The organism is Klebsiella sp. KE9456 (assembly GCF_043832615.1).
Lineage (GTDB): Bacteria > Pseudomonadota > Gammaproteobacteria > Enterobacterales > Enterobacteriaceae > Klebsiella > Klebsiella indica.
The window spans coordinates 29,908-56,056 of sequence record NZ_JBDYQK010000004.1 but is presented as its reverse complement, the minus strand read 5'-3'; the positions used below and the strand labels follow the sequence as shown (position 1 = coordinate 56,056).

The window sequence follows — 26,149 nt, the reverse complement described above, 5'->3', positions numbered from 1 at the left end:
GCCTTGTGCTATGACGCTTTTTTACGCGCGGCCTGGTACAGCGCGTTGATCACGATGCCGGGCGTCAGCACCTGCGGCAGGACCTGCGGTTGGCCGCCATCGGCGGGATAAACCACGTACAGCGGCAGACCGCCCTGGCCGAAGTGATTAAGCGCATCATCGACATCCGGGTTAAATTTTGTGGAGTCGGCGACCATATACAGCGTACCGGTTTTCGCCAGCGCCGCTTTTACCGCCTGAGTGGAAAGCGAGGTTTTCTCGTTGACCTGGCAGGTGATGCACCAGGAGGCCGTGAAGTTGACAAAAATCGCTTTGCCATGCCCGCGCTGTTCGGCAACGGACTGCGGCGTCCACTTCTGCGCCGTCACTTCAGCGACTTGCCTATCACCGGAGGATTTCATCACCCCCGGCAGCGGTGCGATAACGGCGGCCACCAGCGCCGCCGTCACAACGAAAAGCGCTTTATGCCCTTTGCCTTGAAAACGGCGCTGCTGGGCTATGCCATACAGCCAGGCGGCAAAACTTAGCACCACGGAGGCGGCGAGCAATGCGCCCAGCGCGGTGGTTCCGGCCTGTTGCGCCAGCACCCACACCAGCCAGGCATAAGCGCCGAACATTGGAAACGCCAGAATACGTTTAAGAATATCCATCCAGGCGCCGGGCCGCGGCAGCAGCTTTGTCAGCGGCGGGAACAGGGAGATCAGCGTAAAGGGGGCCGCAAAGCCCAGCGCCAGGAAAATGAAGACGATCAGCGCCACCTCTGGCGGCTGTACCAAAGCATAACCTATCGCGCTGGCCATAAACGGGGCGGCGCACGGCGTGGCGACCACAATCGCCAGCGCCCCGGTTAGCGCGGAGCGAGTAAATGCCCCGCGGCCTATCTCCAGCGCGCCGACACGCTGCGCTGCTAACCCGACCTCAAACACGCCCAGCAGGTTAAGCGCCGCGGCGAGAATAATCAACGCAAGCAGGCTGATCACCAGCGGCGACTGTAGCTGAAAGCCCCAGCCAACCGCCGTGCCCCCTGCGCGTACCGCCAGCAAAATGGCGGCCAGCGCCACCATAGTGATTACGACGCCCAACAAAAATCCCAATCCCTCGCGGCGGGCATGGGCGGCGTTATCCGAATGGCGTAGCAGACCAAGCGCTTTCAGTGAAATCACCGGAAAAACGCAGGGCATAAAGTTAAGGATGATGCCGCCGATAAAGGCGGCCAGCATGGCAGTTAACATCGCTGGCCTCTTTGTTTAGTGGGATTGCGGATGAGACGCGTCGTACTGCTTAACCGCCGCGAGCGTTTTTTCAATGTGCGTTTCCGGATTTCTGTCAGTGTAGCTCAGCAGGATGTCGCCATCAGGCGCAATAACATAAGAGGTACGGTCAGAAAGCGTTTTGCCTTTCATTTCTATCAGTGTCTGATACCGGGCTGCGACTTTGGCGCCTGGATCTGCCGCCACGGCGAATTTGTCGCGGCACTCCAGTCTGGAGAAATCACTCACCTGCGCGGTGTTGCCTGCGGTGACGCCCACCACCGTGGCACCCATTTTATTGAAATCATCGGTGGCTTCGGCAAAGTCATGCGCCTCAATGGTACAACCCGCGCTGAAGGCGGCCGGGAAGAAGTAAAGCACGACCGGCCCTTTTTGCAGTGCCTTTTTGAGCGAGAAGGTCAGGGGTTTACCAGCAAGGGCGCCCTGTAGCTCGAAGTCAGGGGCTTTGGCCCCCACCGGTAACGCAGCGTGGGCGCTGAACGCAGGTAGCGCGATAACAGCGGCGAGGGTCAGGGTGGAAACGAGAGTGTGTAACGATTTCATTATCAGCTCCTGCGAGGTATGAACGCTCTGGTTCGGGTAGACTCAGTTATTCAGTTCGCAGGAGCAGGGAGAAAAGTTGCGCGCGGGTGAAAATTTTTTTAACACGGCATGAACCTAACCGTGTTCAGTGTTCGATGATTGTACGGGGCCCGGCTGACTCGTGTTCTGTTACGACACTATATTGTACGCCACGATCGCCAGAATCGGGTTGCGGCAATGTTTATCAGGCTACGGGTCTCAGGGGCGTGAATTACTCTCCCCAGCGGGACTTCAGATAGTTAACGGCCTGCTGGGTTTGTGGCTGATTAAGATAATTTTCTCTGAACAAAATAGTGCCCTGAATTTGCGGTATCGACGCGTTTAAATCAAGCTGCTTTTTCAGTTCCGGCACGCCGCCGTTCACCATCCAGTCCGGCTCATTTTTCGACGGTTCGCCAACTTTATACAGCGCCACGCCAATATAGAGGCGGGTATGCGTTGGTTTCACCACATCCGCCCACCACTTTGCCAGCACATCGTAACGGGCGGCGCTACGGGAAAAAGGCCAGTACAGCTGCGGCGCGATATAGTCCAGCAATCCCAGTTGCACCCAGCGGCGGGTGTCGGCATAAGACTCGTCGTAGGCCGCCGCGCCGCGGGTGTCGGAACCGGCGGCGTCGTGCGAGCGATTGCGCCAGACACCCGCCGGGCTGACGCCGAATTCGACATCGGGATTGATTTGCTTGATGGTGCGCGAAACCTGCTCAATCAGCAGCTGCGTGTTGTGTCGCCGCCAGTCCGCTTTTGTGGCAAAACCCTGACCATACTGCTGAAATGTCCGGTTGTCGTTCAGCGGCGATCCCGGCGTTTCGCTATAGAAATAGTCATCGAACTGGACGCCATCCACCGGATAGTGCTGTACCACTTCCGCCACAATGCTGGTGATCCAGTCACGCACCTGCGGAATACCGGGATCGAGAACGAAGCGATCCCCGGCGGTGCGGATCCATTCCGGATGCAGGACATAGACGCTGGCGGGAACCTGTGCCAGCGTCGCTTTCAGCGCTTCTACGGTTTTCGGGCGAGTATTGGTCGAAACGCGATAGGGGTTAAACCACGCATGAACGCGTATCCCGCGTTTGTGCGCTTCGTCCAGCATAAAACGCAGCGGATCGTAGCCCGGATCCTGACCAATTTTCCCGGTCAGCATATCGGACCACGGCAGAATTTTTGACGGCCAGAGGGCGGTCGCGTCGGGTTTTACCTGAAAGAACACGGTATTAATACCGAGACTTTTTAATTTATCCAGCTTGGCGATCAGGGATTGCTGCTGCATGGCGATACGGCGGCTGGCATCGATATTGCCATTAACCGATGCCAGCGGCGGCCAGTCGAGCCGCGATACGGTCGTCAACCAGACGCCGCGTACCGGCTCATGGCTTTTCGGCAAAATGGACGGTTTGCTGGCTGGCGGGAGCGGGGTGACAAGGGATGCGGGGGGGGTACTGCGGCAACTGGCCAGTAACAGCCCCGCAGCAATTGCAATGACGGATATATTTATTTTATTCAACAGAAAGCTATGACCGCGGATCATCATATATGCCGACTTTTTCTGGTCGTGACGTAGGGGGCTATTTTCGTATTATGCGGCGTTAAGTCAACCGCTTAGATGACCGGCGCGGCAGTTTACGCCGTGAAGCCTTAACCCCGTCAGCCCGGCAGTCCATGGATCTTGCCGCGTTCCCGGGTCAGCCTGGTTATCTGGGCCGGGAACGCGGCTTCCCCGGCCCGGTTTTTTACTGTTCCGCTTTTTGCTGCCAGCCGCCGCCAAGCGCGGCAATCAGCTCAACGCTGGCGACCCACTGCGTACTTTGCAGTGACAGCAGACTTTGCTGTTCGCTCAGACTGCTGTTTTCGGTTGTGGCAACGTCAAGATAGTCAATCATTCCCGCCTCATACTGATTACGGGTGACTCTCGCTGATTCCTGCGCCGCCACGGTGGCCCGCTGCTGGGAAAGGATCTCGCCTTGCAGAACGCGTAGCTCAACCAGATAGTCCTCCACCTCCTGCAGCGCTTGCAGAACCGTTTGCCGGTAGCTGGCGACTTTCGCGTCATAGTTGGCCCGGGCCTGAGCGACTTCCGCCGATGTCGCGCCGAAGTCCAGCAGCGTACCGCTTAATGCCGGGCCGAGCGACCAGATACGGTTTGGCAGCGATAGTAGATTGTGTATCGCTGAGGAACTGACGCCGCCGCTGGCGCTTAAGGTCAGGTCCGGGTAATAACCGGCGATGGCGACGCCCACCGCCGCGTTCGCCGCCGCCACATCACGCTCTGCTTCGGCAATGTCCGGACGGCGCTGTAGTAATTGCGCGGGCAGCGTTTGCGGAATGGCCGGAAGCGTGGCCTGCATGTTACTGACCGGCAGGCTGAAATCCGCCGGCGCTTTCCCGATCAGCAGGGCAATGGCGTGTTCCAGCTGCGCGCGCTGCCACTGATAATCCTGGGCGGAGGCGCGAGCGCTCTCTAACTGCATCTGCGCCTGCGCCAGGGTGGCCCGCGATTCGCTGCCCACCTGATATTTGTTGTTTATCACCGTCAGATAGCGTTCATAAGCGTCGATACTGCGCTGATACAGAGCGATTTTTTCGTCCATTACTCGCAACTGGAAATAGTCCTGCGCCAGCTCGGATTGCGCGCTGAGGGTGATATTGGCCAGTTCCGCGGCACTGGCTTCGGCGCTGGCGCGGTTTTCCTCGACCGTGCGGCGTAGTTTGCCCCACAGATCCAGTTCCCAACTGGCGCTAAGCTCGGCGGTGTGCGAATTGCCGGTGGTGCGTTGCCCGCTACTGTGGCTACTGCTGCGCGTCGAACTGGCGTCATAACTGAGGGACGGGAAGAGTTCGGCCCGCGACTGGGCCACCAGGGCCTGCGCTTCTCTGTACTGTGCGGCATAGCTGGCGATATTCTGGTTAGAAAGACTCACCTGACGCAACAGGCTGTCAAGCTGCGGATCGTGGTAGACGGCCCACCACTCTCCCTTTTTGACATCATCCTGCGGCACCGCCTGCTGCCATCCTTTGGCTTCTTTATAGTGTAAAGGCAGGGGCATTTTAGGCCGCTGATAGTCCGGGCCGACGGTACAGCCAGTGAGGAGTAATACACAGATGACGGAAGTCATCGATAATGACATTTTCATTAATCAGGATCCTGCATGACGAACGCGATGCCAGTGATGTCGGACCGCGCGACTAAGCTTATCTAGCCAGAGATACACTACCGGCGTGGTGAAAAGGGTCAGTAGCTGGCTCAGAGCCAGTCCACCGGCAATCGCCAGGCCCAAAGGACTGCGTAAATCAGCATCGCCACCGCTGCCTAACGCCAAAGGCAGGGCGCCGAAGAAGGCGGCAAGGGTGGTCATCATAATCGGGCGGAAGCGCATCAGGCAGGCCTGAACAATTGCCTGCTGCGGCGACATGCCCAGCCGCCTTTCGGCATCAAGGGCGAAGTCGATCATCATAATGGCGTTCTTTTTCACAATCCCGATCAGCAAAATAATGCCAATGAGCGCGATAACCGTCAGTTGAGTATTGGTTAACAGCAACAGCAGCAGAGCCCCGACCCCCGCCGATGGCAGAGTGGAGAGAATGGTCAGCGGATGGATGTAGCTTTCGTACAACACGCCCAGCACGATATAGATGGCGATCAGCGCCGCAACAATGAGCCACGGCATGGTTGTCACCAGGTCGGCATAGGCTTTAGCGGTGCCCTGAAAGCCGGCCTGCACGCTTGAGGGCAGGCCGATTTTCGCCATCGCGTTATTGATCAGAACCTGCGCCTGCTCCAGCGAAACGCCGTCGTTAAGGTTAAAGGCGATAGTGCTGGTTGCGGACTGGGACTGGTGCGCAACCGACAGCGGGGCATTGCTGCCGACAAACCGGGCAAAGGCGGAAATCGGTATCCGGTCGCCGTCATCATTGATCACATATAACTCGCTCAGTATCGCAGGATCGCGTGTGTACTTATCGGACAACGTCATGACCACATGGTACTGGTTCAGAGTGTGATACAGGGTGGCGATTTGCCGCTGGCTGAAGGCGTTATTCAACATCTCATCAAGCATTTTGACGTTAACGCCGAGCCGTGTGGCGCGGTCGCGATCGATCTGGATAACCATCTCCTGCCCCCCGGTTTCAGAGTCCGAATCCACGCTGTTGAACTGCGGAATAGCCGCCAGCGCCGCCTGTACCTTCGGCGTCCATTCGCGTAGCAGATCGAGATCGTCGGCCTGCAGGCTGTATTGATAGCTGGCGTTGGCGCTGCGCCCGCCGATGTGTAAATCCTGAGCGGCCATCAGGAACATTTGCGCGCCGGGAACATGATTGGTTTTCATACTCAGGCGGTTGGCCACTTCGGTGGCCGTTGCGTCGCGCTGATTAAAATCCTTCAGCCGGACAAAGAAGTTAGCGGTATTGCGCGAGCCGAACATGCCGCTGCCCATTGATGACATCACGCTGTCAACGGCCGGATCGGCCTCAATCATTTTGGTGAACATCTGCACTTTCGGCTCCATCGCCTGGAAGGAGATATTCTGATCGGCGCGTACCGCCCCCATCAGCAGGCCGGTGTCCTGGTTGGGAAAGAAGCCTTTCTGTACCACGCTATAAAGAAAAATATTCAGCATCACCGTCAGCAGCAGGCTAAACATCACCAGCTTCTGGTGCGCCATTACCCAGTGCAATCCCCGTGAGTAGGCAGCCAGCAGGCGGTTAAGTTGATTCTCGATCCATTGATAAAGTGGGTGAGGCCGTCGGGTGACCGCCGGTTTTGCTTTCAGAAGCCGTGAACAGAGCATCGGGGTCAGGCTGAGGGAGACAAACATTGAGATCAGCAGCGCGACGCTAAGCGTGACTGCGAATTCGCGAAACAGTCGTCCGACAATACTGCCCATCAGCAGAATCGGGATAAATACCGCCAGCAGCGAGACGGTCATCGACAAAACGGTGAAACTGACTTCACGGGAACCACGCAGCGCCGCGCGCAGCGGACTGAGGCCCTCTTCAATATGGCGGGCGATATTCTCCAGCACCACAATCGCGTCATCGACCACAAAACCGGTGGAGATGATCAACGCCATCAGGGACAGATTGTCGAGACTGTAACCGAGTAAATACATGACCGCGCAGGTGCCGATCAGCGACACCGGCAGCGCCAGCGCCGGGATCACCACCGCCTGTAGATTGCGCAGAAAAACGAACACCACCGCGATAACCAGCAGCACGGCGATCAGCAATGTTTCCTCTGTCTCATACAGCGACTCACGCACGGTGGTGGAGCGATCGACCACCACTTTTAGTCGGGTATCGGCAGGCAGGTTTTTTTCCAGCGCGGGCAGTTGCGCCTTAATCGCATCAATCGTCTGCAGCATATTTGCGCCGGCCTGGCGGATAATGCCGATCATGACCGCCGGACTGCCGTTAAGAAAACCGGCCTGATATTTATCTTCGACGGAGTCGTACACGCGGGCGACATCGCTCAGGCGTAATGTTTTGCCGTTGCGATAAGCAATAACCAGATCGCGGTATTGCGCCGCTTTATCGAGCTGACCATTGCTGTCCACCACCCAGGACTGATTGTTACCCTGTAACATTCCTTTCGGCAGATTGGTTGTGCTGTCGGCAATGGCGCTGCGTACGGTATCCAGTGAAATACCGTATTGGCTGAGTTTATTCGGCTGCAGATCGATACGCACAGCAGGCAGCGCGCTGCCCATTAATGAGACTTCGCCGACGCCTTTTACCTGTCCAACGGCTTGCTCTATTTGGCTTTCCGCCAGATCGTACAACTCCCCTGGGGAGCGTGAGGAAGAGGTCAGCGCCAGCATCACAATAGGGGCATCGGACGGGTTGGCTTTACGGTAGGTCGGCAGTGACTCCATACTGCTGGGCAGCAGGCTGCGGGCGGCATTGATCGCCGCCTGGACGTCGCGCGCCGCGCCGTTAATGTCGCGGTCGAGATCAAACTGCAAAATAATGCTCGACGAGCCCTGCGAACTGGTCGAGGTCATTTCGCTGATTCCGGCAATTTGTCCAAGGGCGCGTTCCAGCGGTGTGGCAACGGTCGCCGCCATGGTTTCCGGGCTGGCGCCAGAGAGGCTGGCGCTGACCATAATGGTCGGGAAATCCACCTGCGGCAGAGGCGCGACCGGCAACAGCCGATAACCTAATCCCCCTAACAGCAGGATCCCCAGCGTGATCAGCAGTGTGGCAACCGGGCGAAAAATAAATAACCGGGTCAGATTCATTGTTTCTCTTGCGCCTGCTGTTTACGTTTTACCCAGCGTCTGCCGTGTGCGGCGAGACCATCAAACCACAGGTAAATAACCGGCGTGGTAAACAGGGTGAGTATCTGGCTGACCACCAGGCCGCCGACAATCACCAGGCCCAACGGCTGGCGCAGCTCGGCGCCAGAGCCGGAGGCCAGCATCAGCGGTAACGCGCCCAGCAGTGCCGCCATGGTGGTCATCATGATCGGGCGAAAGCGCAGCAGACAGGCCTGATGTATGGCTTCCCGCGGACTGAGGTGCTGCTTGTATTCCGCCTCCAGCGCAAAGTCGATCATCATGATGGCGTTTTTTTTCACAATGCCAATCAGCAAAATGACGCCAATCAGGGCTATCAGGCTGAAATCGGAACCTGCAAGCATCAGCGACAGCAGCCCGCCGACCGCCGCCGAAGGCAGCGTGGACAGGATCGTTACCGGATGAATAAAGCTCTCATACAAAATACCCAGTACCACATACATGGTGAGCAACGCGGCGAGGATCAGCCACAAGGTGTTGGCGGTAGCGCTCTGGAACGCCGCGGTTTCGCCCTGGTAGCGCAGGGTGATACTGGAGGGTAAGCGCAGTTGTTCGACCGTCTCAGCGATCGCTTTTTGCCCGTCCCCCAGGGAGTAGCCATGATTGAGGTTAAAGGAGATCATCACCGCCGGGAACTGATTCAGACGCATATGCATCAGCGAACCGGTACGCTGGTGGATGGTGGCGATCGAGGTCAGTCTGACCAACCCGGTGCTGCTGCTCTCTGTAGAGGTGTCGGATGATGATGTGGTTGACGATGTTGACGATGTTGACGATGTTGATGATGTCGATGTGCTATCACTGTCGCTACTGCTGTCGCTGCTACTGGTTGATGACGGCTGTAGCCAGATATCGTCAAAAGAAGCCGGAGACTGCTGATACTTCGGCGCGACTTCCAGCACGACGCGGTACTGATTGGACTGAGTAAAGATGGTGGACACCAGCCGCTGGCCGAACGCGTTATACAGCGCGGTGTCGACATCGGATGCGGTAATGCCGAAGCGGGCGGCTTTATCGCGATCCAGAGTGACATAGGCCACCTGGCCCTGGGACTGCAGATTACTCACCACGTTGTTGAATTCGGGGCGTTTTTGCAGTGCGGCGACCAGTTGCGGCGTCCAGGTGATGAGATTCTCGCTGTCAGTATCATCCAGGGTGAACTGGTACTGACTTGGCGTCACCTGGTCATTGACGGTTAAATCCTGCGCTGGCTGCATGTACAAACGGATCCCGACCACCGATTGCGCCGCCTGCTCCAGTTGGCGGATAATCGCTGCGGCTTTTTCATCACGCTGATCAAAAGCGCGCAGATTGATCTGAATTCGACCGCTGTTGAGGCTGGTATTGCTGCCGTCGATACCAATGGTCGAGGAGACGCTCTGCACAGCCGGATTCTGAAGAATGACTTTCGCCAGCGCCTGCTGCCGTCTGGCCATCTCGTTAAATGAGACATCCTGAGAAGCGATCGTCACTCCCTGAATCAGGCCGGTATCCTGCACCGGGAAGAAGCTTTTGGGGATAATGATATAGAGCAGGGCCGTTATGGCAAAGGTCGCCAGTGCCGCCAGCAGCGTCAGTTTACGATGGTTAAGCACCACGGTAAGCAGCCGATCGTAATAGTGGATCACCGCGTCGAATACTGCGCCGCCTTTGCGCGCAAAGCGCGACTGTTTTTCTGGTGGAATATAGCGCAGCAGATACGCGCACAGCATGGGCGTCAGCGTCAGCGAGACCACCATCGACACCAGAATCGATACCGCGAGGGTAATGGCGAACTCGCGAAACAGGCGTCCAACCACATCGCCCATAAACAGTAGCGGGATCAGGACCGCAATTAGCGAAAAGGTCAATGAGATAATGGTAAAGCCGATCTGTCGCGACCCCTCCAGCGCCGCTTGCATCGGAGGGGCGCCTTCTTCCAGACGGCGGGAAATATTCTCCACCACCACGATGGCATCATCGATGACAAAACCGGTGGCGATAGTCAGCGCCATCAGCGACAGGTTATTGAGGCTGAAACCAGCAAGATACATGACGCCAAACGTGCCGACCAGCGACAGCGGTACGGCAATGCTGGGGATCAGCGTTGCCGCCACGTTGCGCAGAAACAGGAACGTCACCATCACCACGAGGGCGATAGAGAGCATCAGTTCAAACTGTACATCATGGATCGAGTCGCGGATTGTCTGGGTACGATCGGAAAGAATGGTCATCTTAACGCCGTCCGGCAGCGCCGCCTGCAATTGCGGCAGTTTCGCTTTAATATCATCCACAACCTGAATCACGTTGGCGCCGGGCTGGCGCTGAACGCTAATGATAATCGCCGGACTGTTATTGGCCCAGGCTGACTGGAAGCTGTTTTCCGGCCCCTGTTCAATATGGGCGATATCCTTCAGGCGCAACGCCGCGCCGTTCTGGTAAGTCAGGATCAGGTTGCCATATTCCTGCGCGGTGTGAAGCTGATCGTTGGCATCAATAGTGACCGAATGGTACTGGCCATCAAAACCGCCTTTCGAACCATTAACGTTGCTGTTGTTGATCAGGGTGTTGACGTCTTCCAGCGTCAGCCCGTGGGCCGCCAGCGCGTTGGGGTCCATTTGTACGCGAATTGCCGGTTGATGACCCCCCGCCAGCGTCACCATCCCGACGCCGGAAATTTGTGACAACTTCAGCGCAACCCGGGTATTGACCAGATCCTGAATACGGAGCAAGGAGAGGGTATCGGAACTTGCCGCCAGGGTGATCACCGCGTTATCCGCCGGATTCACTTTTTTATAGGTCGGCGGATTTGGCAGGTCATCCGGCAACAGGTTATTGGCGGCGTTAATGGCTGCCTGCACTTCCTGCTCGGCGACATCCAGCGACAGATCGAGCGAGAATTTCAGGGTGATGATCGATGAACCGCTGGAACTGGTGGAGGTCATCTGGCTCAGACCGGACATCTGCCCTAACTGGCGCTCCAGCGGTGATGTTACCGCTGACGCCATTACATCAGGGCTGGCGCCGGGGTAAAGGGTGGTAACCTGGATGGTTGGATAGTCAACCTGCGGCAGGGCCGAGGTTGACAGAAAGCGGTAGGCGAAAATTCCGCTAATCAGCACCCCCAGCATCAGCAGGATAGTGGCGACCGGACGTTGAATAAAGAGACGAGATGGGTTCATTTGGCGCCAGCCGTCGCAGATGTGGGTTGCTGAGTGTCGCCCACAATTGAGACTTTACTGCCGTTGCTCAGTCGGTCAATACCTTCCGTCACCACGCGCTCGCCGGGCGCGATCCCCGTCAGGATCACCTGCTGATTATTCTGCCACGTCGGGCCCAGGGTGACGGTCCGGCGGGTGACGGTATTGTCTTTGTTAATCACATAGACAAAATTGCCATCACTACTGAGCTGTAGTGCCTGAGTGGAGACGACCGTCGCCTTTGGCAACATACGGGTCTGTAAACGCAGATTAACGAACTGGTTAGCGTATAACGCTTCATCATCGTTAGGAAATTCCGCTTTAAGGGTCACGGTGCCGGTACTGGTATCGATCTGGTTGCTGATAAATTTCACTGCGCCTTCGGCCAGCACGCGGTTGCCGTCCTGATCTAAGGCGGCGGCGGGTAACGTCTGACCACGGTGCAACACGTTGGCCAGCGTGGGAATATAGCTTTGCGGGACGCTAAAGGTAACCGCTGCAGGCTGCATTTGGGTGATGGTGACCAGCCCAGTGGAGCTGGAACTGAATATCATATTGCCGGGATCGACCAACCGCAGACCGACGCGTCCGCTGACCGGCGCGGTGATGCGGGAGTATTCGATATTTAACTGCGCGCTGGCGATCTGCGCCTCATCGGCTGCGACGGCGCCGCGATACTGGCCGACCGTGGCAATTTGTGAATCCAGATCCTGGCGGGCCAGTGAGTCCTGGGCATACAATTTTCTATAGCGCGCCAGCGTCAGTTCGGCGCTTTGCAGCAGCGCTTTGTTTTCGCTCAGTTCGCCCTGATACTGCTTCAGCGTTGCCTGGTAGGAACGCGGGTCGATTTGCGCCAGTAGCTGGCCCGCCTGGACCTTTTGCCCCTCAGTAAAGTAGACCTTTTCCAGTTGACCATCGACCCGGCTGGTGACGGTCACCGTGGCATTGGGAATGACCGTGCCAAGTGCATTGAGGTAAACCGGAACATCTGCCGTTGTTGCCGTCGCGCTATGGACCAGCGTCGTACCGCCGCCCATTTTGCCCATCGGCCCGCCAGGCGGAAAGTCGCCGCCGCCCATTTTTTTCCCCATGGGCAATAAGCGCCATATCACACCGGCGATAATTAACAGCACACACAATATCAATAACCATCTAAACCAATGGCGGCTTCGGAACAGCGGAATGTTCTTTTTCATTACGGTCTTCAAATGTCAGATGAATAAACAGCAACCACTTATATGCACAATTCAGTGAAGGGAAAGCGAAGTAGCATGAAATTTTGTGAACACGTTACCTGTAAATAATGGAAAAAATATGGATATATTAATAAGATCGCATTGGCTGACTGTCCAGTATCCGGTGCGATTCAGTTAAGATCGTCAGCGGCTTTTTATGCTGTTTTGCGTGCCCGCGAGAATCGCGTTTTTCAGCGGGTTGTACGGAATGGCGCATTTTTTTCCCGTGCTGAGTTCGCGGCCTGTTCCGTTCACTTGACACCACGAGAATGCGCCGCATTCCCCGCCATTACGCCGAAAACCTGCCGCGTCGCGCCGTCCTCAGCGACATGAGTCAGGACAGGCGCAGGCATTAATTCCGTGGCGCTTTTACGTTGCTACAGACGCCGGCGAACCACTGGCAAAAGGCCTGGGTGGAATGGTTACACTCCTGATCTGAGAGCAGGTAATAACCTTCATCGTCCAGCGTCGAGATATCGGACAGTATCACCAGGTCGCCGCTTGCCAGTTCCCGGCGAAAGACCTCCGTAGGGCACAGCGCGACGCCGTGTCCGGCAATCACCGCCGTGGCAAGCAGATTAAAGTCCTGATAAACCGGGCCATGCGTCAGGTTTTCTGGGCGGTATCCCGCTCTGATGAACCACTCTTCCCACGCGGAGATCGCTTCATCATGCAGCAACATGGCGTTATTTAATTGGGCATCACAACGGCTGGTCTCCAGATAGCGGGGGCTGGCGACGGGTTTATTTATCCGGGAAAACAGCTTATGGGAGGCAATCCCCTCTGCATTGCTGTTTTTATGGGTGATCAGGACATCATGCTTCTCCGGATCAAAGGCTTCATGGGCCCGCGAATAGGCGACCTCGATGGTGATCTGCGGGTGGAGTTCAGTGAACTCAGGCAACGCTGGAATTAACCACCGGGTGGCGATAGAGGGAATGCAGGCGACGGAGATTGCATTGCGGTCTTTGCGGATCCGCAACGACTGGGAAGCCACCGAGATAATGCTCAGCGCCTGCTGTATGGACTGATAATACTGTTGCCCGGCGGGCGTCAGCACTACGCCGCGTCCCGAACGCTCAAACAGGCGTCTGCCGAGCCAGGACTCAAGCTTCTTGATCTGCCCACTGACCGCCGCATGCGTTACGCACAGCTCTTCACCGGCTTTAGAGATACTGAGCAGCCTGGCGGTAGCCTCGAACGCACGGGCCGCATTGAGCGGGGGGAGCATCATAGAAATACCACCGTCATTAACTGAAAGTGGCAGCATAGCGTTTTTAAATGCGTAAAGTCCAGGTCCTGAGAATGAGGCGGCTCCAGCGGCGGAGCCACCGTCGCGTTTATTCGGCCCCCAGATATGACCGGGCGACGCGCTCGAAAATTCGCGTCGCGCACTCAAGTTTCGCCACCTGGACATACTCATCTATCGCGCCGCTCATTCCCACTTCGCCCGGGCCGATAATGACCATAGGCAGATTTAGAGGCGGTGCGATAATTGCGGCATCTGAATAATAGGCAACCCCAGCAGGCCCCGGATCGTCCACGCCTTCGGCCTGGCAGGCGTTGAGGCAGTGTGTGACAAAGGGGTGGTCGTCAGGCGTATCCACCGGCAATTTGAGATCCAGCAGTTCAAGCGTAATGTGCGGCCCGGCGATGGCCTGAAACGCGTCCATTACCGACTCAGCGCTCTGGCCCGGAACCAGCCTGACGTCAATGTCGGCAGAGGCGGTATCCGGGATCAGTGGGAACGAAAGTCCGCCGCGGATCATGCCGATATTGATTGTCGGAGGACGAATGTGGCGATGCGCTGGGGCATCCAGTTGCAGGTCGTGGGCTTTGTCCAGATATCGGGCAAGCCGTACGATAGCGTTGCCGCGATCGCCTTTACGGCTTTCTGAAAATGCGTTATGGCCATATTCACCGCTGGCGGTGGCGCGTAGCCAGAGGGCGCCTTTCTCTGCGACAAACGCGCGATTACCGGTTGGCTCCGAAACCAGCAGAGCGCCGACACCGTCAAAGTGTCCGTCTTCAAGCAGTCGACGCGCGCCCAGACAGTTTGAATTTTCGGCGGCGGAAAAAGTCAACAACAGGTCGCCCTTCAGGGGCGTACCCGACCGTACAAGATTAATTGCGGCAACGGTCATCGCCGCCATCCCCCCTTTCATATCTGTCGCGCCGCGTCCGTACAAGCGACCCTCACGAACCTCTCCGGCAAAGGGATCCACCTGCCACTTTTCTGGCTCAACGCCGATCGTGTCAAAATGCGCGGAAAAAGCGAGGGCGGGGCCTTCTCCGCTGCCTTTGATGCGCGCCACCAGATTCGTCCGTCCGGGGGCGATCTCATAGACCAGCGGCTCAATACCTTCTTTACGCAATGTCTGGGCGATAACCATTGCCGCCAGCCGCTCATTACCTGGCGGATCGATGGTATTCTGGGCAATTAATGCCTGCGTCAGTGCGAGAGTTTCACTCATTTTCGTCCCCCAGGGAGTTCAGTAACCGTCCGTAACCCGGAATGTTTTGTCGCCAGCCGGACAGTTTCAGCGCATGCCAGAATGCCGCCTGGTTACTGACCACGACCGGTAAGCCGGTTTTTTCTTCAATCCGCTCAATAACGTTGAGCGCTTTGGTGCCGGTGCAGGAAATAAAGATGGCGTCGACGTCGGACAGGTCAGAAGCCAGCACCGCATCAACAAAAAAATCGGCCGGAATACTGCCGATAGCGTGATCGGTATCGTAACCCGCGACGCGGACAGAGCTGAATGTGATGCCTTCCTGTTGCAAAAATGCCATCACATTTTCCGTCATCTGCGGCGTATAGGGGGTGACGAGGGCAATGCGGCGGGCGTTAAAATAGCGCAACGCCGCCAGCGCGGCGGTCGCCGGGTTGGTCACCGCCACGCCCGGACGTCCCTGCTGAATATTCGCCTGGATCGTCTCCGGGCCAATGAGCGTGGATGCGGAGGTACAGCCAAAAACAACCGCGTCCAGCCGGGAATCCGGCAACAATAATGCCGCCGCCGGGGCCAGTTCCTCTTTCAGCGCCAGAAAGGTTTTGTCGCTGTTCGGCGTTTCCAGATAAATACGCGTGGAAAAGACGCCCAGGCTGTCGTCTGGCACCATGTGATGAAAATCCCGCTCAATCACAGGATCGGTGGAGAGTACAATAAGGCCAATTCTGGCCGTGTGCCCGTAAGGTTCTTCCAGACCAGCGGTGGTCGGGTGGACAACGGGGATAACCGAAGATGTCTGCGTTATCATGACTGCGTTCCTGATCTCAGAAAAATGTTCTCACCGCACCGGTGACGCGATACTGCTCATCAACCCTGAGCAGGCAACGCCATTTGTCGAAGGTGGTGCAGGCGTGAGAAATACCAAATCCGATAAGATCGCCTATCTGCAGCGGCGTGTTTTCCGGCAGATGAAGGTAGGCGTGCTGATCGTTTAATTTTGTTACCGTGTGGCCCGCAGGCAGCGGTTGCGGGCGCGCCATAACGCCGGGTCTGTACCACAAGCAGGGCACGGGCAGCTCCCAGTCATGGGAGATGTCCCGTTTACCAAGCGTGGCGAAGCCCAGACCAGGTTCAGGCATGGACTGCAGCGCGGCCCAGACTTCCAGCGCCCCCTCCGGAGGCGGGGCGTCGATCTCCCGGGTCAGCGGGGTACGTTGCGTAATACGCTGAAATGCACGTTTATAGGCGATGCTGTCGCTGGTGATATAGCAGCCTGAACGGATAACCACCCGGTGAGGAAGGCGGCCGCTAAACTGTTGCAACGGGCTGCATAAATCAAAAAACTCGGTTCCACCGGCGGTGAGCAGGATCTCATCACTTTCCCATAACGCTTCGTCGTCGCAGCGCCGGGCGCATTCACTCATCGCCGCAACCATTTGTCGCACGGCGTCTTCGCGGGCCTTTTGGTCCGCTCCGCCGACAATACCTTCATATCCCTCAATCCCTGCCAGTTGCATATGCGGCTGCTGGCGGATATAGCGGGCCAGCGTCATCGCGTCCGCCAGCGTCCGTACGCCGGTACGCCCCTCCTGTACACCCATTTCGACCAGCACGCGGAAAGTCACCGGCTGGCCATACTCCGTTGCCGCCTGGACGAGCTGATCGATATTTTGTCGGCTATCGGCAATCAGCCAGAGCTGTAGCGTCGGATAACGATGCAGCGTGTTGAGGAGGGTATGGATATTGCCGTTCCCTACCAGTTGATTGGCCAGAATAACTCGTCTTAATCCCAGTCGGGCGAAGAAGGCGACCTGTTGGGCGGTGGCGGCGGTAATTCCCCAGACGCCGTCTTCCAGCTGCATGTGAAACAGTTCTGGTGCGAGGGTCGTTTTGCCATGAGGCGCAAGGCTGACACCGCTTTTTGCAAGATATTCCGTCATCCAGCGACGATTTTGCTGCATCACGGCATCGCGTAAAAAGGCGACGGGAAGCGGCAGGCGAGGATCGCCCAGCGCATAGCCCCGATTGCCAATCTCGGCAAAGTTGCCCTGGTGATCCACCGGGACGCCTTTGTGGATAAGGCCCGGGGATTCGTCCCCCAGTGCCGCGAGATTTTTCGCGAGTTGCTGCCGATCGCATGCCATCGGGTCGGGAAAAGGTTTCATGACTGGCTCCTTTGACCACTGAATATGTGGCTCTGTGCGGGCAAAGTGTAATGAGCCTCCGCCTTTCTCTTCCAGCAGCTTTTTCTATGTGAATTATTAGTTTTTTTAACACCAGAAATTGTGATTTTTATTAATTCATTGATTTTATTGTTTTTTAAATAAGTATAACAAAAACATGTTAGATTTATTAACGTGTTTGCGAGAATTTATGGTTTGTTTCCGGCTAAACAGTCATCAATAGTAAGTGTGGAAGGAAGAGGGGAGAGGGGCGTTCAGGTATATCGGCCTCATCACGCATCGCAAGGAGCGCCGTCATTAATCTCTGAACTGTTGGCTGTCCTTAGCGGGAGAGTAAGCAAAATGCAGAACAAAAATGAGGTAACGCAGCAATGAAGACGTTTTTGAAAAGTGCAGTAACTTCTCTGTTATTTATCGGTTGCATCGCTCAGGCTCAGGATGAACATACATTAAGGGTTGGCAGCGATATCACTTCACCGCCCTATATTTACTATGATGCCAATAAAAAACCGGCGGGATTTGATGCCGAATTTATGCAGGCGCTGGCGACTGCCGGTAAATTTAAGCTGCAGTTTAATGATACGCGTTTCGAAAACCTGATCCTCGGCCTCAACGCCGGTAAATTTGACGTGATTGCCTCATCAATGTTTATCAAACCAGAGCGGGCAAAGGTCATTGATTTTATCCCTTATGCCAATGCCGGGCTCGGTTTTCTGGTGAAAAGCACCAGCGCGTTTAAACCGCAGCAACCGCTTGAACTGTGCGGTAAACGAGTCGGGATTATTAAAGGTGCGGCTTACATTTCTACCCTTAATAAAGTCTGCGCCGATGCCGGGAAAACGATTGATATAAGAGAGTATCCAACATCCGCTGAGGCCAGTCAGGCAGTGATATCCGGTAATGTAGACGCTCAGGCTGATGATGTGGCCGTGCTGAAGGTGGCGGTCGATAAAACGCAAGGAAAACTGGCGATCAGTTCGAAAGAGGTTTTATTTCCGGTGGTGCTCGGGATCGGTGTGGCGAAAAATCATCCGGAAATTAAGAAGGAACTGGAGTCGGCCTTTACCATTATTAAAAATAACGGCGTGTATCAGTCTCTGCTGAATAAATATAACCTTGTAAGCCCAACGCCGGAACAATTCCGGATAGCGACTGGCGAATAACCTCTGGTGGTTTCTGCATTAAAAAGTGTATGCGAAACCGGGCATGGCATGCACTTATTTTCCCACTCACTGGTATGAGAAAAGGTAATGACTGATTTTGACTGGCATTATGTAATTAATTTGTTTGCTGATGCCGATTTCTGGAAGGCCAGCGTCACGGTTGTGGTGCTCTCTGTTCTGACCTGGGTGACGGGCCTGGTTTTAGGGCTAGGGATAGCCCTGTGCAAAGAATCGTCTAAAGGTTATCTGCGCCATACGGCGGTTGGATATATCTGGTTATTTCGCAGTTTGCCGCTGCTGGTGTTACTTATTTTTGTTTATAACTTGCCGCAGTTATTTCCCTCGACAAACAGCTTTTTATCTAATCCCTTTATTGCCGGGCTGGTGGCGCTTATTGCCAGTGAGTCTGCCTATATTGCCGAGATCCATCGCGGAGGCTTACTCGGCGTGCCGCGCGGTCAGCATGAAGCAGGTAAGGCGCTGGGTTTCAGCTTTTGGGGGCGTCTTCGCCTGATCGTGGTGCCGCAGGCATTTCGCATCGCTTTACCCAGTTTATCCAATGAGTTTATTACCATTGTAAAATTAACATCTCTGGTGTCAGTTATTTCCCTGAATGAAATTCTGCTCGTGGGACAACGACTTTATACCCAGAATTTTAAAGTCATCGATACCCTGATCGTGGTGGCGGTTTTCTATGTCATGATTGTCAGTGTTTTTACGCTCTTAGTTAATCAACTGGAACGCTGGCTGGATGTGACCAGAATCCGTTCCGTTTCCAGCGAGCATAGCGTGGCCGATGGAGACAGCCTCCCCGCTATTTCTGGGCGAACTCGCCAGCCGCCTTCGGATAAAAATCCGGTGGTCATCGCGATTGAAAAAATAAGTAAAAGCTTTACCGGGAAGACGGTATTAAAAGCGGTGAGCTTTCGTATTCGTCAGGGGGAGGTGCTGTCAATTATTGGCCCGTCCGGTTCAGGTAAAACAACCTTAATTCGTACTATTAATGCACTACAGGATATTGATGATGGCGTCATTCTTTTTGATAACCGGGAATGGATTGGCGCACATAATAACCATTATCGTCTGGCGCCGGATTTTGAGAAAAGAATTACGGATATCGGCATGGTATTCCAGAGTTTTAACCTGTTTCCCCATATGAGCGTACTGAAAAACGTCACCCTTGCCCTGAGCTATCACGGTAAAGCCAGCGGTAAACAGGCAAAGGCGCGGGCAATGAAGGCATTGCAAAAAGTCGGGATGCAGCAGCACGCGCATAAATATCCCCATCAGCTTTCAGGTGGACAACAGCAGCGGGTGGCCATTGCCCGGGCGGTCGTCATGGAACCCCGGGTCATGCTGTTTGATGAGCCAACTTCAGCGCTCGATCCTGAGATGGTTAACGAGGTGCTTCGCACCATTGAAGAGCTGGCGGGAGAAGGGATGACAATGATCATCGTCACGCACGAAATGCGTTTTGCTCGCCGAATCTCTGACCGGATTATTTTTATGGAGGAGGGCAGCATTGTCGCCGATGCGCCGCCTGAAACGCTGTTCAATAACACCAATCCGCGAATTACGGGCTTTCTGCGTCAGTCGGCTGAGTAGTTTTATCCGTTAAATTCCGCGACCGGAGAAAAAAGTTATGCAACCTACGGTGATTCCCACCCAACAGATTATCGATGCCGTCAGCTTTGATGACAGCGCTATCGACGCGATTGCGCACGCGTTTGCGTCGCTTTCCGGCGCCAGCGCTGTGGTTATGCCGCCGGTTATGCAAATTAACGTCGATGCGTTTCATGGGCAGACCTGCGTCAAATCAGCCTATGTGGCTGGTTCAGCTTACTTTGTGGTAAAGCTGGCCAGTACATGGCACGACAATCATTTGTCTGGTTTGCCGAACAGCAGCGGCTTGATGCTGGTATGCCGCAGTGAGACGGGATTTGTCGATGCCATACTGCTGGATAATGGGTATCTGACAGCCTTACGGACACAGGCGGCTGGCGCGGTGGCGGCGCGAACGCTTTCACGGCCAGAGAGTCGCCGTGCGGCAATTATTGGCGCGGGCCGGCAGGCCGGATTACAGCTCGCGGCATTGCTGGCCGTACGGCCTATCGACAACGCGCGGGTATGGTCTCCGGACCTGCAGCAAACGACAGCCTTTTGCCAGAAAATGTCACAACAGCTACACATTGATGTACAGCCGGTCAGCGCTCCTGAACAGGCCGTGTATGGTGCAGACATTATTGTGACCGCAACACCGGCCCGGACGCCCATTATTCGCGCGGAATGGTTAAGCCCGGGCCAGCATATCACCGCTATGGGCGCTGATGCGCCGGGTAAATCAGAGCTCCATCCCGACGTTCTGCTGCGCGCGACCCGCTATGTTGCCGACAGCGCCCGGCAGTGCCGCGCACTCTCGGAATTACACATGGCGCTGCGCGCGGGCGTGGTAACGGAAGATTATACGGTCGTTGAGCTTGGCGATGTCATTACCGGGCGTCAGCAAGGACGGGTAAGCGCAGAGGATATCACCATCGCCGATCTGACGGGACTCGGGGTTCAGGATACGGCTATTGCCTTGCTTGCCATGGAACGAACAGGTAAATGATAGCGCCCAGGCAGGCTGGCGCGCATATGGCGTCAGATCGGCTGGTGTAAGCTGTGGGGGCGTGAGCCCCTGCCGCTTAATCTTTGCTGTCTTCTTTGCCGTAAAAAAGCTTACCGATCTTAATGAGCGGTCTTCCCTTTGATTTTCGATGCATGTTCGTATCGCGTAATGAGTATACGCAACCACAGTATTCCTGTTGGTAAAATTGTTCCCGTTTACTAATTTCAATCATGCGCGCAGAACCGCCCTGTTTACGCCAGTTATAGTCCCAGTAAACGATGCCGGGGTAAGATGCGGCTGCGCGCTGGCCGCAATCATTAATCTGCTGCATATTTTTCCAGCGGGAAATACCCAGTGAGCTGCTTATTACGCTGAAGCCATGCTCAGCCGCATACAGAGCCGTTCGCTCGAAGCGCATATCGAAGCACATTGTGCAGCGAATACCGCGCTCAGGCTCCCATTCCATGCCTTTTGCACGCTCAAACCAGTTGTCCGTGTCATAATCGGCATCGACAAACGGCACGCCATGTTTTTCCGCGAAACGAATATTTTCCTCTTTGCGGATGAGATACTCTTTTTGTGGATGAATATTCGGATTGTAGAAAAAAATCGTGTAATTGATACCCGATGCCTGTATGGCTTCCATTACTTCACCGGAGCAGGGCGCACAGCAGGAGTGCAGCAGTAATTTATCTGCGCCGTCAGGGAGTTCAAGTTTGGGTCGTTTAAATTCGGTGAAAGTCATCTGTCTTTTTCAGGAATAGTGCTATTTGCGGAAATTATAGCATTGAAAACGTCCGATATTGAAAAATCAAAAATCATCACTCCTTGTCAGGATATAAATCGTCAGTTTTTACTTACTGGCTACCGGCGCTGTTAATCTGACTGATGCGGCAGAGCAACGTGCCGTAACCGCGAGGCACATTCTGGCGCGGTCACGGAGAAGAGCCTCTCGCCAGGATGACGGGTGAGCAAAAAACTGATAGATTATCTATTCATAAAGCTATTCATCTATCTATTCATTAAGTGATTCACCCTATGAAAAACCGGTTTGACACGATACGCCAGACGCTACGTCATGGGCCAACAACAGTAAGACAACTTATTGATATAATGGATATTAGTCAGCCAACCATTTCCAGAGCTTTAAAGGCGCTTGGTGATGAGGTTGTCAGGATTGGCTCTGGGCCATCTATTCAATATGCTTTGCGCGATACTTTTCGCGGGTTTCATTCCGCCCCCATTTACCGCATAACCGAAGAGGGGAAAGTAAAACCACTGGGTAAACTTATCCCCGTTCATCCAGACGGTTTTGTCATTGAGCAGACGGATGACGTGTGCCTCCATAGTGACGGGCTGCCATGGTGGTTATTTGACATGCGACCACAGGGATATCTGGGGCGCGCCTACGCATCAACATATTCAACCAGGCTTGGCCTGTCTCCTGATCCCGAAGACTGGACAGACACTGATGTTATCCGGGCGTTGTTAGCACACGGTCATGACGCGGTGGGGAATCTCTTAATAGGGGAACAGGCACGAAACCAATTCCTGGAGATGCCGTTGCCCACTGCCGTGGATCGCGCGACAACATTCCCCGCGCTAGCGTTAGCAGTCAGCGCCGGGGCAGTGCCGGGTTCCTCTGCTGGCGGTGAGCAACCCAAATTTTGTACTTATACCGAACGTGGCCATGTGCTGGTGAAATTTACGGCACTGGATGATAACCCTGTCAGTGAACGTTGGCGCGATCTGTTACAGGCTGAACATCTTGCATTAAAGGTACTTGGCGTCGAGACCGAGGTGTTTGATTTTGCCGGGCAGCGTTTCCTTGAGATCCCCCGATTCGACCGCGTAGGCCCGCTAGGCCGGATAGGTCTTTTTTCTCTACGGGCGCTGGAGGCGGAGTTTGTCGGTCGGGCCAGGGCCCCGTGGCCCATTCTGGTTAATGAACTGATCAGACAGGGGCATGTTCATCCTGATGCCGCCAGCGGCACGGCGCGGCTGTGGGCGTTTGGGATGCTGATCGGCAATACCGATATGCACCACGGTAATCTGTCGTTTATCAGTAGTCATGGTCGTCCATACCACCTTGCGCCAGCTTATGACATTCTGCCAATGGGGTTTGCCCCTAAGTCCGGCGGCGAAATAGTGAATGTGCTTCGGCCAGCGACACTCCTTGAGACGATCGGCGAGGAAATCTGGCAGGAAGCGCTGGCGCTGGCGGAAGACTTTTTTGCTTTAGCCAGTGGTTGCCGTCGCTTTTCCACCCATTTTGACCCATGCCTTGCGGCGTTACGTAACCACCTTGACGAGGCCCGATCGCGTATAGCGCGTCTGGGATAATGCGCTGTCATTGCGAAGCAGGTCCAGGGAGAGCCGTATTGACGAAACGCGCGATGTTTTCATTATAGCGCTATGCTACAGCGCCAGTCCGCTAACCCGGCTCGAATATGAAGGACGCGTCGGAGAGAGAGAACTGTTTATTCCGGGTGACAGTACCAGACTGATGCACCCGCAACCGGATAAAGAGATCGCTTTGAATTATTCAGGGATGAGAGCCTTAACCAAATAATGTTGCCGATGGTGATAGGGCATCTGTTCCAGGGTCATTTGCAGCAGGTAGCCCTGCCTTTCATAAAAGCCCCGGGCCTGAAAGCTGAAAGTATCGACGAGGGCGCTGTGGCACCCTCGGCTGCGGGCTTCCGCTTCGGCGGCCTGCAACATCCTCGCGCCGAGACCGGTGCCGCGCAGGGATTCGTTCACCCAGAGAAACTGGATCTGCATCCAGTTACCCCAGGTGATGGCCAGAAGTCCGGCTGTTTTATGCCCGCGTTCATCATGAATAAACACTGCCAATGTTTTAATGGCATCAAGATCGACATGCGTCTGGTTAAACGCCGTTAATTGCTGGCGGATATGGTTGACATCGTCCGGATGCGGCGACGCAGTCAATATCATGTTCATCTCTTGTTCTCCCTGTGCTGGTGTAATTATTTATAGGTGGTTATCTGGCTACCAAAGGTTCCCGCTACTCCGCTTCCAGTTCGATCATCTCATCGACTGGCTGCCCTTCCAGCTGGCGCAATACCCGGTAAACCTGCGCGACCGCCTGGAGAGTGTGACGGGGGATCAACTGCCCTTCCTGAGAACGGTACAGCGTGCGGGCTAGCCAGATAAAACGGATCACCGGAATGTTGGCCCGCTGTGCTCGGGCAATTAGCTCCCGTGCCTCGCTATCTTGTCCTTTGCAAATAATCCGCGGTAACGGCGTTAGCTCCGGGCGATAAAACAGCGCCACCGCATAGTGCGTCGGATTGACCAGCAGCAGATCGGCCTCTTCCAGCGGCTTTTTCTGTACCGGTACGGCCGGTTTGTTGAGCAGCTCATGCGCCATCGCTTTTCGGTGACCTTTCATATGAGGGTCGCCTTCGGATTGTTTGTGTTCGTCACGAATATCCTGGTGACTCATTCGTTGCTGCTTGAGGAAAAAGTATTTTTGCAGCCCGAAATCCAGCAACGTCAGCACCAGCAATGTCAGCAGCGTCTGGCGGGATATATGGGTCAGCAGCAGTTCCACTGCGGGCCAGAAACTGTCCAGATCGCCATACGCCAGCCGGGCGAGGGAGTCGAGATCCGGCGTCAGTACCAGATAAAAAATGATGCTGATGGCCAGGGCTTTCAGCACGTTGTTGAGTAGTTCGCTGAGTTTTCTGGCGGAAAACATCTGCTGGAACTGGGGAAGCGGGTTTAAGCGGTTGAAATCCAGCTTTAGGGCTTCCGTGGCAAATAACGGGCCGTACTGGACCCAGCCGCCAACAATACGCAACAGGATCGCCAGCGCCACGGTGAGGCCGCAGAATGAGACCACCATCACCAGTGCGCTACTGACCACTTCGCTTAACGCCAGTTCGAATGGCAGATTGATACGCGCCAGCGGCAGCCGCATCAGCGCCTGAAGTTTCTGCATACCGGTATCGTCCAGCGCCAGCACTGTCTCCACTATCCCGGCACAAATCAGTAGCTTGGGAACGTCCTGGCTCTGGCTGACCTGGCCTTTGCGCCGTGCGTCCTGCAGTTTTTTGGCGCTGGGTTTTTCGGTTTTCTCCGCCACGGTTACCTTCCTCCCAATATCAGCGGCAGCAGTTTGCTGAGGTCGCGTAGCTGTAGCAGGCGATCTTCGCCCAGCGCGTTCAGAGTCGGCAGATAAATAAGGAAAAAAGCCAGTCCGGCGAGACACTTGGCTGGCACTGATAATACAAATACCTGCAACTGCGGGCTGTAGAGGCTGAGAATAGCAATACTGAAATCCAGCAACAGCAGCAGAGCGACCAGTGGACCTGCGTAAATAATGATATGGGTGAAGGTATCCGCCAGCAGCGTCAAATACTGCCGGAACCCTTGCTGGTGCGGCAACGGTAGCCACTGCAACACTGGCCAGATGCGGTAACTGTCCCACAGAATTTGCATAATGCCGCTCAGGCCAATGCCGAGTACTAACAGCAGAATCAATGTTTGTTGCAGCAGCAGACCGAGAGGGGTGACATCGACGCCAAGAGCCGGGTTGAGCTGCCCGCCAATCAGCGCGCCTCGCTGGTTGTCAAATAACGCCCCGACTGACTGATACAGCCAGAATGGCATCGCCAGCACCAGTCCCAGCAAGATGCCGATGATGACTTCTTTGAGGATCAGGCCGGTGAGCTGCGGCCAATCGGGCATGTGTTGCGTAAATTGCGCTTGCAGGCCGAGGGCGGGTACGAGCGCCAGCGCCAGAACGACTCCGGTACGCAGCATGCCTTTGAGGATATTGAATGAAAACACCGGCACCAGAATCAGACACGGGTAGATACGCGCAGCGCCCAGTGTCAGGGCGAACAAAAACTGATACAGGGAATGGATGTTGTCGTTAATCATATCAGGCCCGGGTCTGCTGGATCAGGGTAAAGGCTTGTTGGGTCAGTTCGATAAGCTCAATACCTATCCAGCGACCGCTGAGCGCCAGGGCGATGCCGACCGCTACCAGTTTGATGGCAAAGGGCAGGGTTTGATCCTGCAACTGCATCACCGCCTGCAGTAACGACACCAGCACGCCAACGATTACCGCGACCAGCAACGGCGGCGCGGAAAGCAGCACCACCAGCATCATCGCCTGCCTGAACAGGTTCAGTATGTCCATTCT

20 protein-coding genes are annotated in these 26,149 nt (G+C 55.4%); 4 read left to right on the top strand and 16 right to left on the bottom strand.

Annotation, left to right across the window (positions count from 1 at the left end; translation table 11 throughout):
• Window positions 1-8: 8 nt before the first annotated feature.
• The 11 genes from ABK821_RS05275 to ABK821_RS05225 form a co-directional block, all read right to left on the bottom strand.
• Window positions 9-1,232: a thioredoxin family protein gene (locus ABK821_RS05275; protein ID WP_343178724.1), complete on the bottom strand. Its 1,224-nt coding sequence runs from the start codon at window positions 1,230-1,232 to the stop codon at window positions 9-11.
• 15 nt (window positions 1,233-1,247) lie between these two features.
• Window positions 1,248-1,814 (bottom strand): peroxiredoxin, encoded by a 567-nt coding sequence (locus tag ABK821_RS05270; protein WP_138362333.1) that lies wholly within the window; start codon window positions 1,812-1,814, stop codon window positions 1,248-1,250.
• A 250-nt stretch (window positions 1,815-2,064) separates the two neighbouring features.
• Window positions 2,065-3,390: a glycoside hydrolase family 10 protein gene (locus ABK821_RS05265; protein ID WP_374043510.1), complete on the bottom strand. Its 1,326-nt coding sequence runs from the start codon at window positions 3,388-3,390 to the stop codon at window positions 2,065-2,067.
• Window positions 3,391-3,589: 199 nt separating this feature from the next.
• Entirely contained in the window at window positions 3,590-4,990 is a 1,401-nt protein-coding gene (locus ABK821_RS05260) for an efflux transporter outer membrane subunit (protein WP_395033836.1), read from the bottom strand.
• 3 nt (window positions 4,991-4,993) lie between these two features.
• On the bottom strand, window positions 4,994-8,095 hold the full coding sequence (locus tag ABK821_RS05255; protein ID WP_343178725.1) for a multidrug efflux RND transporter permease subunit: 3,102 nt from the start codon (window positions 8,093-8,095) through the stop codon (window positions 4,994-4,996).
• Window positions 8,092-11,313, bottom strand: coding sequence for an efflux RND transporter permease subunit (locus tag ABK821_RS05250; RefSeq protein WP_343178726.1), 3,222 nt, complete (start codon window positions 11,311-11,313; stop codon window positions 8,092-8,094). Before ABK821_RS05250 ends, ABK821_RS05255 begins: the two co-directional genes overlap by 4 nt.
• Entirely contained in the window at window positions 11,310-12,527 is a 1,218-nt protein-coding gene (locus ABK821_RS05245) for an efflux RND transporter periplasmic adaptor subunit (RefSeq protein WP_138362329.1), read from the bottom strand. The genes ABK821_RS05250 and ABK821_RS05245 overlap by 4 nt, the downstream gene beginning before the upstream one ends.
• 391 nt (window positions 12,528-12,918) lie before the next feature.
• Entirely contained in the window at window positions 12,919-13,800 is an 882-nt protein-coding gene (locus tag ABK821_RS05240) for a LysR family transcriptional regulator (RefSeq protein ID WP_343178727.1), read from the bottom strand.
• Between the two features lie 106 nt (window positions 13,801-13,906).
• A complete protein-coding gene (locus ABK821_RS05235; protein WP_343178728.1) occupies window positions 13,907-15,040 on the bottom strand; it encodes a M20 family metallopeptidase in 1,134 nt (377 codons plus the stop codon).
• A complete protein-coding gene (locus ABK821_RS05230) occupies window positions 15,033-15,827 on the bottom strand; it encodes an Asp/Glu racemase (RefSeq protein WP_171034916.1) in 795 nt (264 codons plus the stop codon). Before ABK821_RS05230 ends, ABK821_RS05235 begins: the two co-directional genes overlap by 8 nt.
• A 16-nt stretch (window positions 15,828-15,843) precedes the next feature.
• Window positions 15,844-17,184: an alanine racemase gene (locus ABK821_RS05225; protein WP_142501965.1), complete on the bottom strand. Its 1,341-nt coding sequence runs from the start codon at window positions 17,182-17,184 to the stop codon at window positions 15,844-15,846.
• Between the two features lie 389 nt (window positions 17,185-17,573).
• On the opposite strand from ABK821_RS05225, the gene ABK821_RS05220 reads away from it, so the two are divergent.
• From ABK821_RS05220 to ABK821_RS05210, 3 genes are all read left to right on the top strand, one after another.
• Window positions 17,574-18,365 (top strand): ABC transporter substrate-binding protein, encoded by a 792-nt coding sequence (locus ABK821_RS05220; protein WP_138362325.1) that lies wholly within the window; start codon window positions 17,574-17,576, stop codon window positions 18,363-18,365.
• Window positions 18,366-18,452: 87 nt separating this feature from the next.
• Window positions 18,453-19,970 (top strand): amino acid ABC transporter permease/ATP-binding protein, encoded by a 1,518-nt coding sequence (locus ABK821_RS05215; RefSeq protein ID WP_142501963.1) that lies wholly within the window; start codon window positions 18,453-18,455, stop codon window positions 19,968-19,970.
• A gap of 37 nt (window positions 19,971-20,007) precedes the next feature.
• On the top strand, window positions 20,008-20,973 hold the full coding sequence (locus tag ABK821_RS05210) for an ornithine cyclodeaminase family protein (protein ID WP_142501962.1): 966 nt from the start codon (window positions 20,008-20,010) through the stop codon (window positions 20,971-20,973).
• A 76-nt stretch (window positions 20,974-21,049) separates the two neighbouring features.
• Here ABK821_RS05210 and ABK821_RS05205 read toward each other — a convergent pair whose 3' ends face one another.
• The gene (locus ABK821_RS05205) at window positions 21,050-21,718 is read right to left on the bottom strand and encodes an epoxyqueuosine reductase QueH (RefSeq protein ID WP_138362322.1); all 669 of its coding nucleotides are present in this window, start codon (window positions 21,716-21,718) and stop codon (window positions 21,050-21,052) included.
• A 293-nt stretch (window positions 21,719-22,011) separates the two neighbouring features.
• Between ABK821_RS05205 and yjjJ the strand changes: the two genes are divergently transcribed.
• On the top strand, window positions 22,012-23,316 hold the full coding sequence (gene yjjJ / locus ABK821_RS05200; RefSeq protein WP_308562945.1) for a type II toxin-antitoxin system HipA family toxin YjjJ: 1,305 nt from the start codon (window positions 22,012-22,014) through the stop codon (window positions 23,314-23,316).
• A 198-nt stretch (window positions 23,317-23,514) separates the two neighbouring features.
• On the opposite strand, the gene ABK821_RS05195 is transcribed toward yjjJ, so the two are convergent.
• From ABK821_RS05195 to sctS, 4 genes are all read right to left on the bottom strand, one after another.
• Window positions 23,515-23,937 (bottom strand): GNAT family N-acetyltransferase, encoded by a 423-nt coding sequence (locus tag ABK821_RS05195; protein WP_308562942.1) that lies wholly within the window; start codon window positions 23,935-23,937, stop codon window positions 23,515-23,517.
• A gap of 64 nt (window positions 23,938-24,001) precedes the next feature.
• Complete coding sequence (gene sctU / locus ABK821_RS05190) at window positions 24,002-25,084, bottom strand: type III secretion system export apparatus subunit SctU (RefSeq protein WP_138362319.1); 1,083 nt, start codon at window positions 25,082-25,084, stop codon at window positions 24,002-24,004.
• Window positions 25,085-25,086: 2 nt separating this feature from the next.
• On the bottom strand, window positions 25,087-25,884 hold the full coding sequence (gene sctT, locus ABK821_RS05185; protein WP_138362318.1) for a type III secretion system export apparatus subunit SctT: 798 nt from the start codon (window positions 25,882-25,884) through the stop codon (window positions 25,087-25,089).
• Between the two features lies 1 nt (window position 25,885).
• Window positions 25,886-26,146, bottom strand: coding sequence for a type III secretion system export apparatus subunit SctS (sctS, locus tag ABK821_RS05180; RefSeq protein WP_138362317.1), 261 nt, complete (start codon window positions 26,144-26,146; stop codon window positions 25,886-25,888).
• Between the last annotated feature and the right edge of the window lie 3 nt (window positions 26,147-26,149).

Excerpts from the sequence above, each read along its gene's own strand:
- ABK821_RS05275 (WP_343178724.1), bottom strand. The coding sequence starts at position 1,232 with ATGTTAACTGCCATGCTGGCCGCCTTTATCGGCGGCATCATCCTTAAC.
- ABK821_RS05270 (WP_138362333.1), bottom strand. The coding sequence starts at position 1,814 with ATGAAATCGTTACACACTCTCGTTTCCACCCTGACCCTCGCCGCTGTT.
- ABK821_RS05265 (WP_374043510.1), bottom strand. The coding sequence starts at position 3,390 with ATGATGATCCGCGGTCATAGCTTTCTGTTGAATAAAATAAATATATCC.
- ABK821_RS05260 (WP_395033836.1), bottom strand. The coding sequence starts at position 4,990 with ATGAAAATGTCATTATCGATGACTTCCGTCATCTGTGTATTACTCCTC.
- ABK821_RS05255 (WP_343178725.1), bottom strand. The coding sequence starts at position 8,095 with ATGAATCTGACCCGGTTATTTATTTTTCGCCCGGTTGCCACACTGCTG.
- ABK821_RS05250 (WP_343178726.1), bottom strand. The coding sequence starts at position 11,313 with ATGAACCCATCTCGTCTCTTTATTCAACGTCCGGTCGCCACTATCCTG.
- ABK821_RS05245 (WP_138362329.1), bottom strand. The coding sequence starts at position 12,527 with ATGAAAAAGAACATTCCGCTGTTCCGAAGCCGCCATTGGTTTAGATGG.
- ABK821_RS05240 (WP_343178727.1), bottom strand. The coding sequence starts at position 13,800 with ATGATGCTCCCCCCGCTCAATGCGGCCCGTGCGTTCGAGGCTACCGCC.
- ABK821_RS05235 (WP_343178728.1), bottom strand. The coding sequence starts at position 15,040 with ATGAGTGAAACTCTCGCACTGACGCAGGCATTAATTGCCCAGAATACC.
- ABK821_RS05230 (WP_171034916.1), bottom strand. The coding sequence starts at position 15,827 with ATGATAACGCAGACATCTTCGGTTATCCCCGTTGTCCACCCGACCACC.
- ABK821_RS05225 (WP_142501965.1), bottom strand. The coding sequence starts at position 17,184 with ATGAAACCTTTTCCCGACCCGATGGCATGCGATCGGCAGCAACTCGCG.
- ABK821_RS05220 (WP_138362325.1), top strand. The coding sequence starts at position 17,574 with ATGAAGACGTTTTTGAAAAGTGCAGTAACTTCTCTGTTATTTATCGGT.
- ABK821_RS05215 (WP_142501963.1), top strand. The coding sequence starts at position 18,453 with ATGACTGATTTTGACTGGCATTATGTAATTAATTTGTTTGCTGATGCC.
- ABK821_RS05210 (WP_142501962.1), top strand. The coding sequence starts at position 20,008 with ATGCAACCTACGGTGATTCCCACCCAACAGATTATCGATGCCGTCAGC.
- ABK821_RS05205 (WP_138362322.1), bottom strand. The coding sequence starts at position 21,718 with ATGACTTTCACCGAATTTAAACGACCCAAACTTGAACTCCCTGACGGC.
- yjjJ (WP_308562945.1), top strand. The coding sequence starts at position 22,012 with ATGAAAAACCGGTTTGACACGATACGCCAGACGCTACGTCATGGGCCA.
- ABK821_RS05195 (WP_308562942.1), bottom strand. The coding sequence starts at position 23,937 with ATGAACATGATATTGACTGCGTCGCCGCATCCGGACGATGTCAACCAT.
- sctT (WP_138362318.1), bottom strand. The coding sequence starts at position 25,884 with ATGATTAACGACAACATCCATTCCCTGTATCAGTTTTTGTTCGCCCTG.
- sctS (WP_138362317.1), bottom strand. The coding sequence starts at position 26,146 with ATGGACATACTGAACCTGTTCAGGCAGGCGATGATGCTGGTGGTGCTG.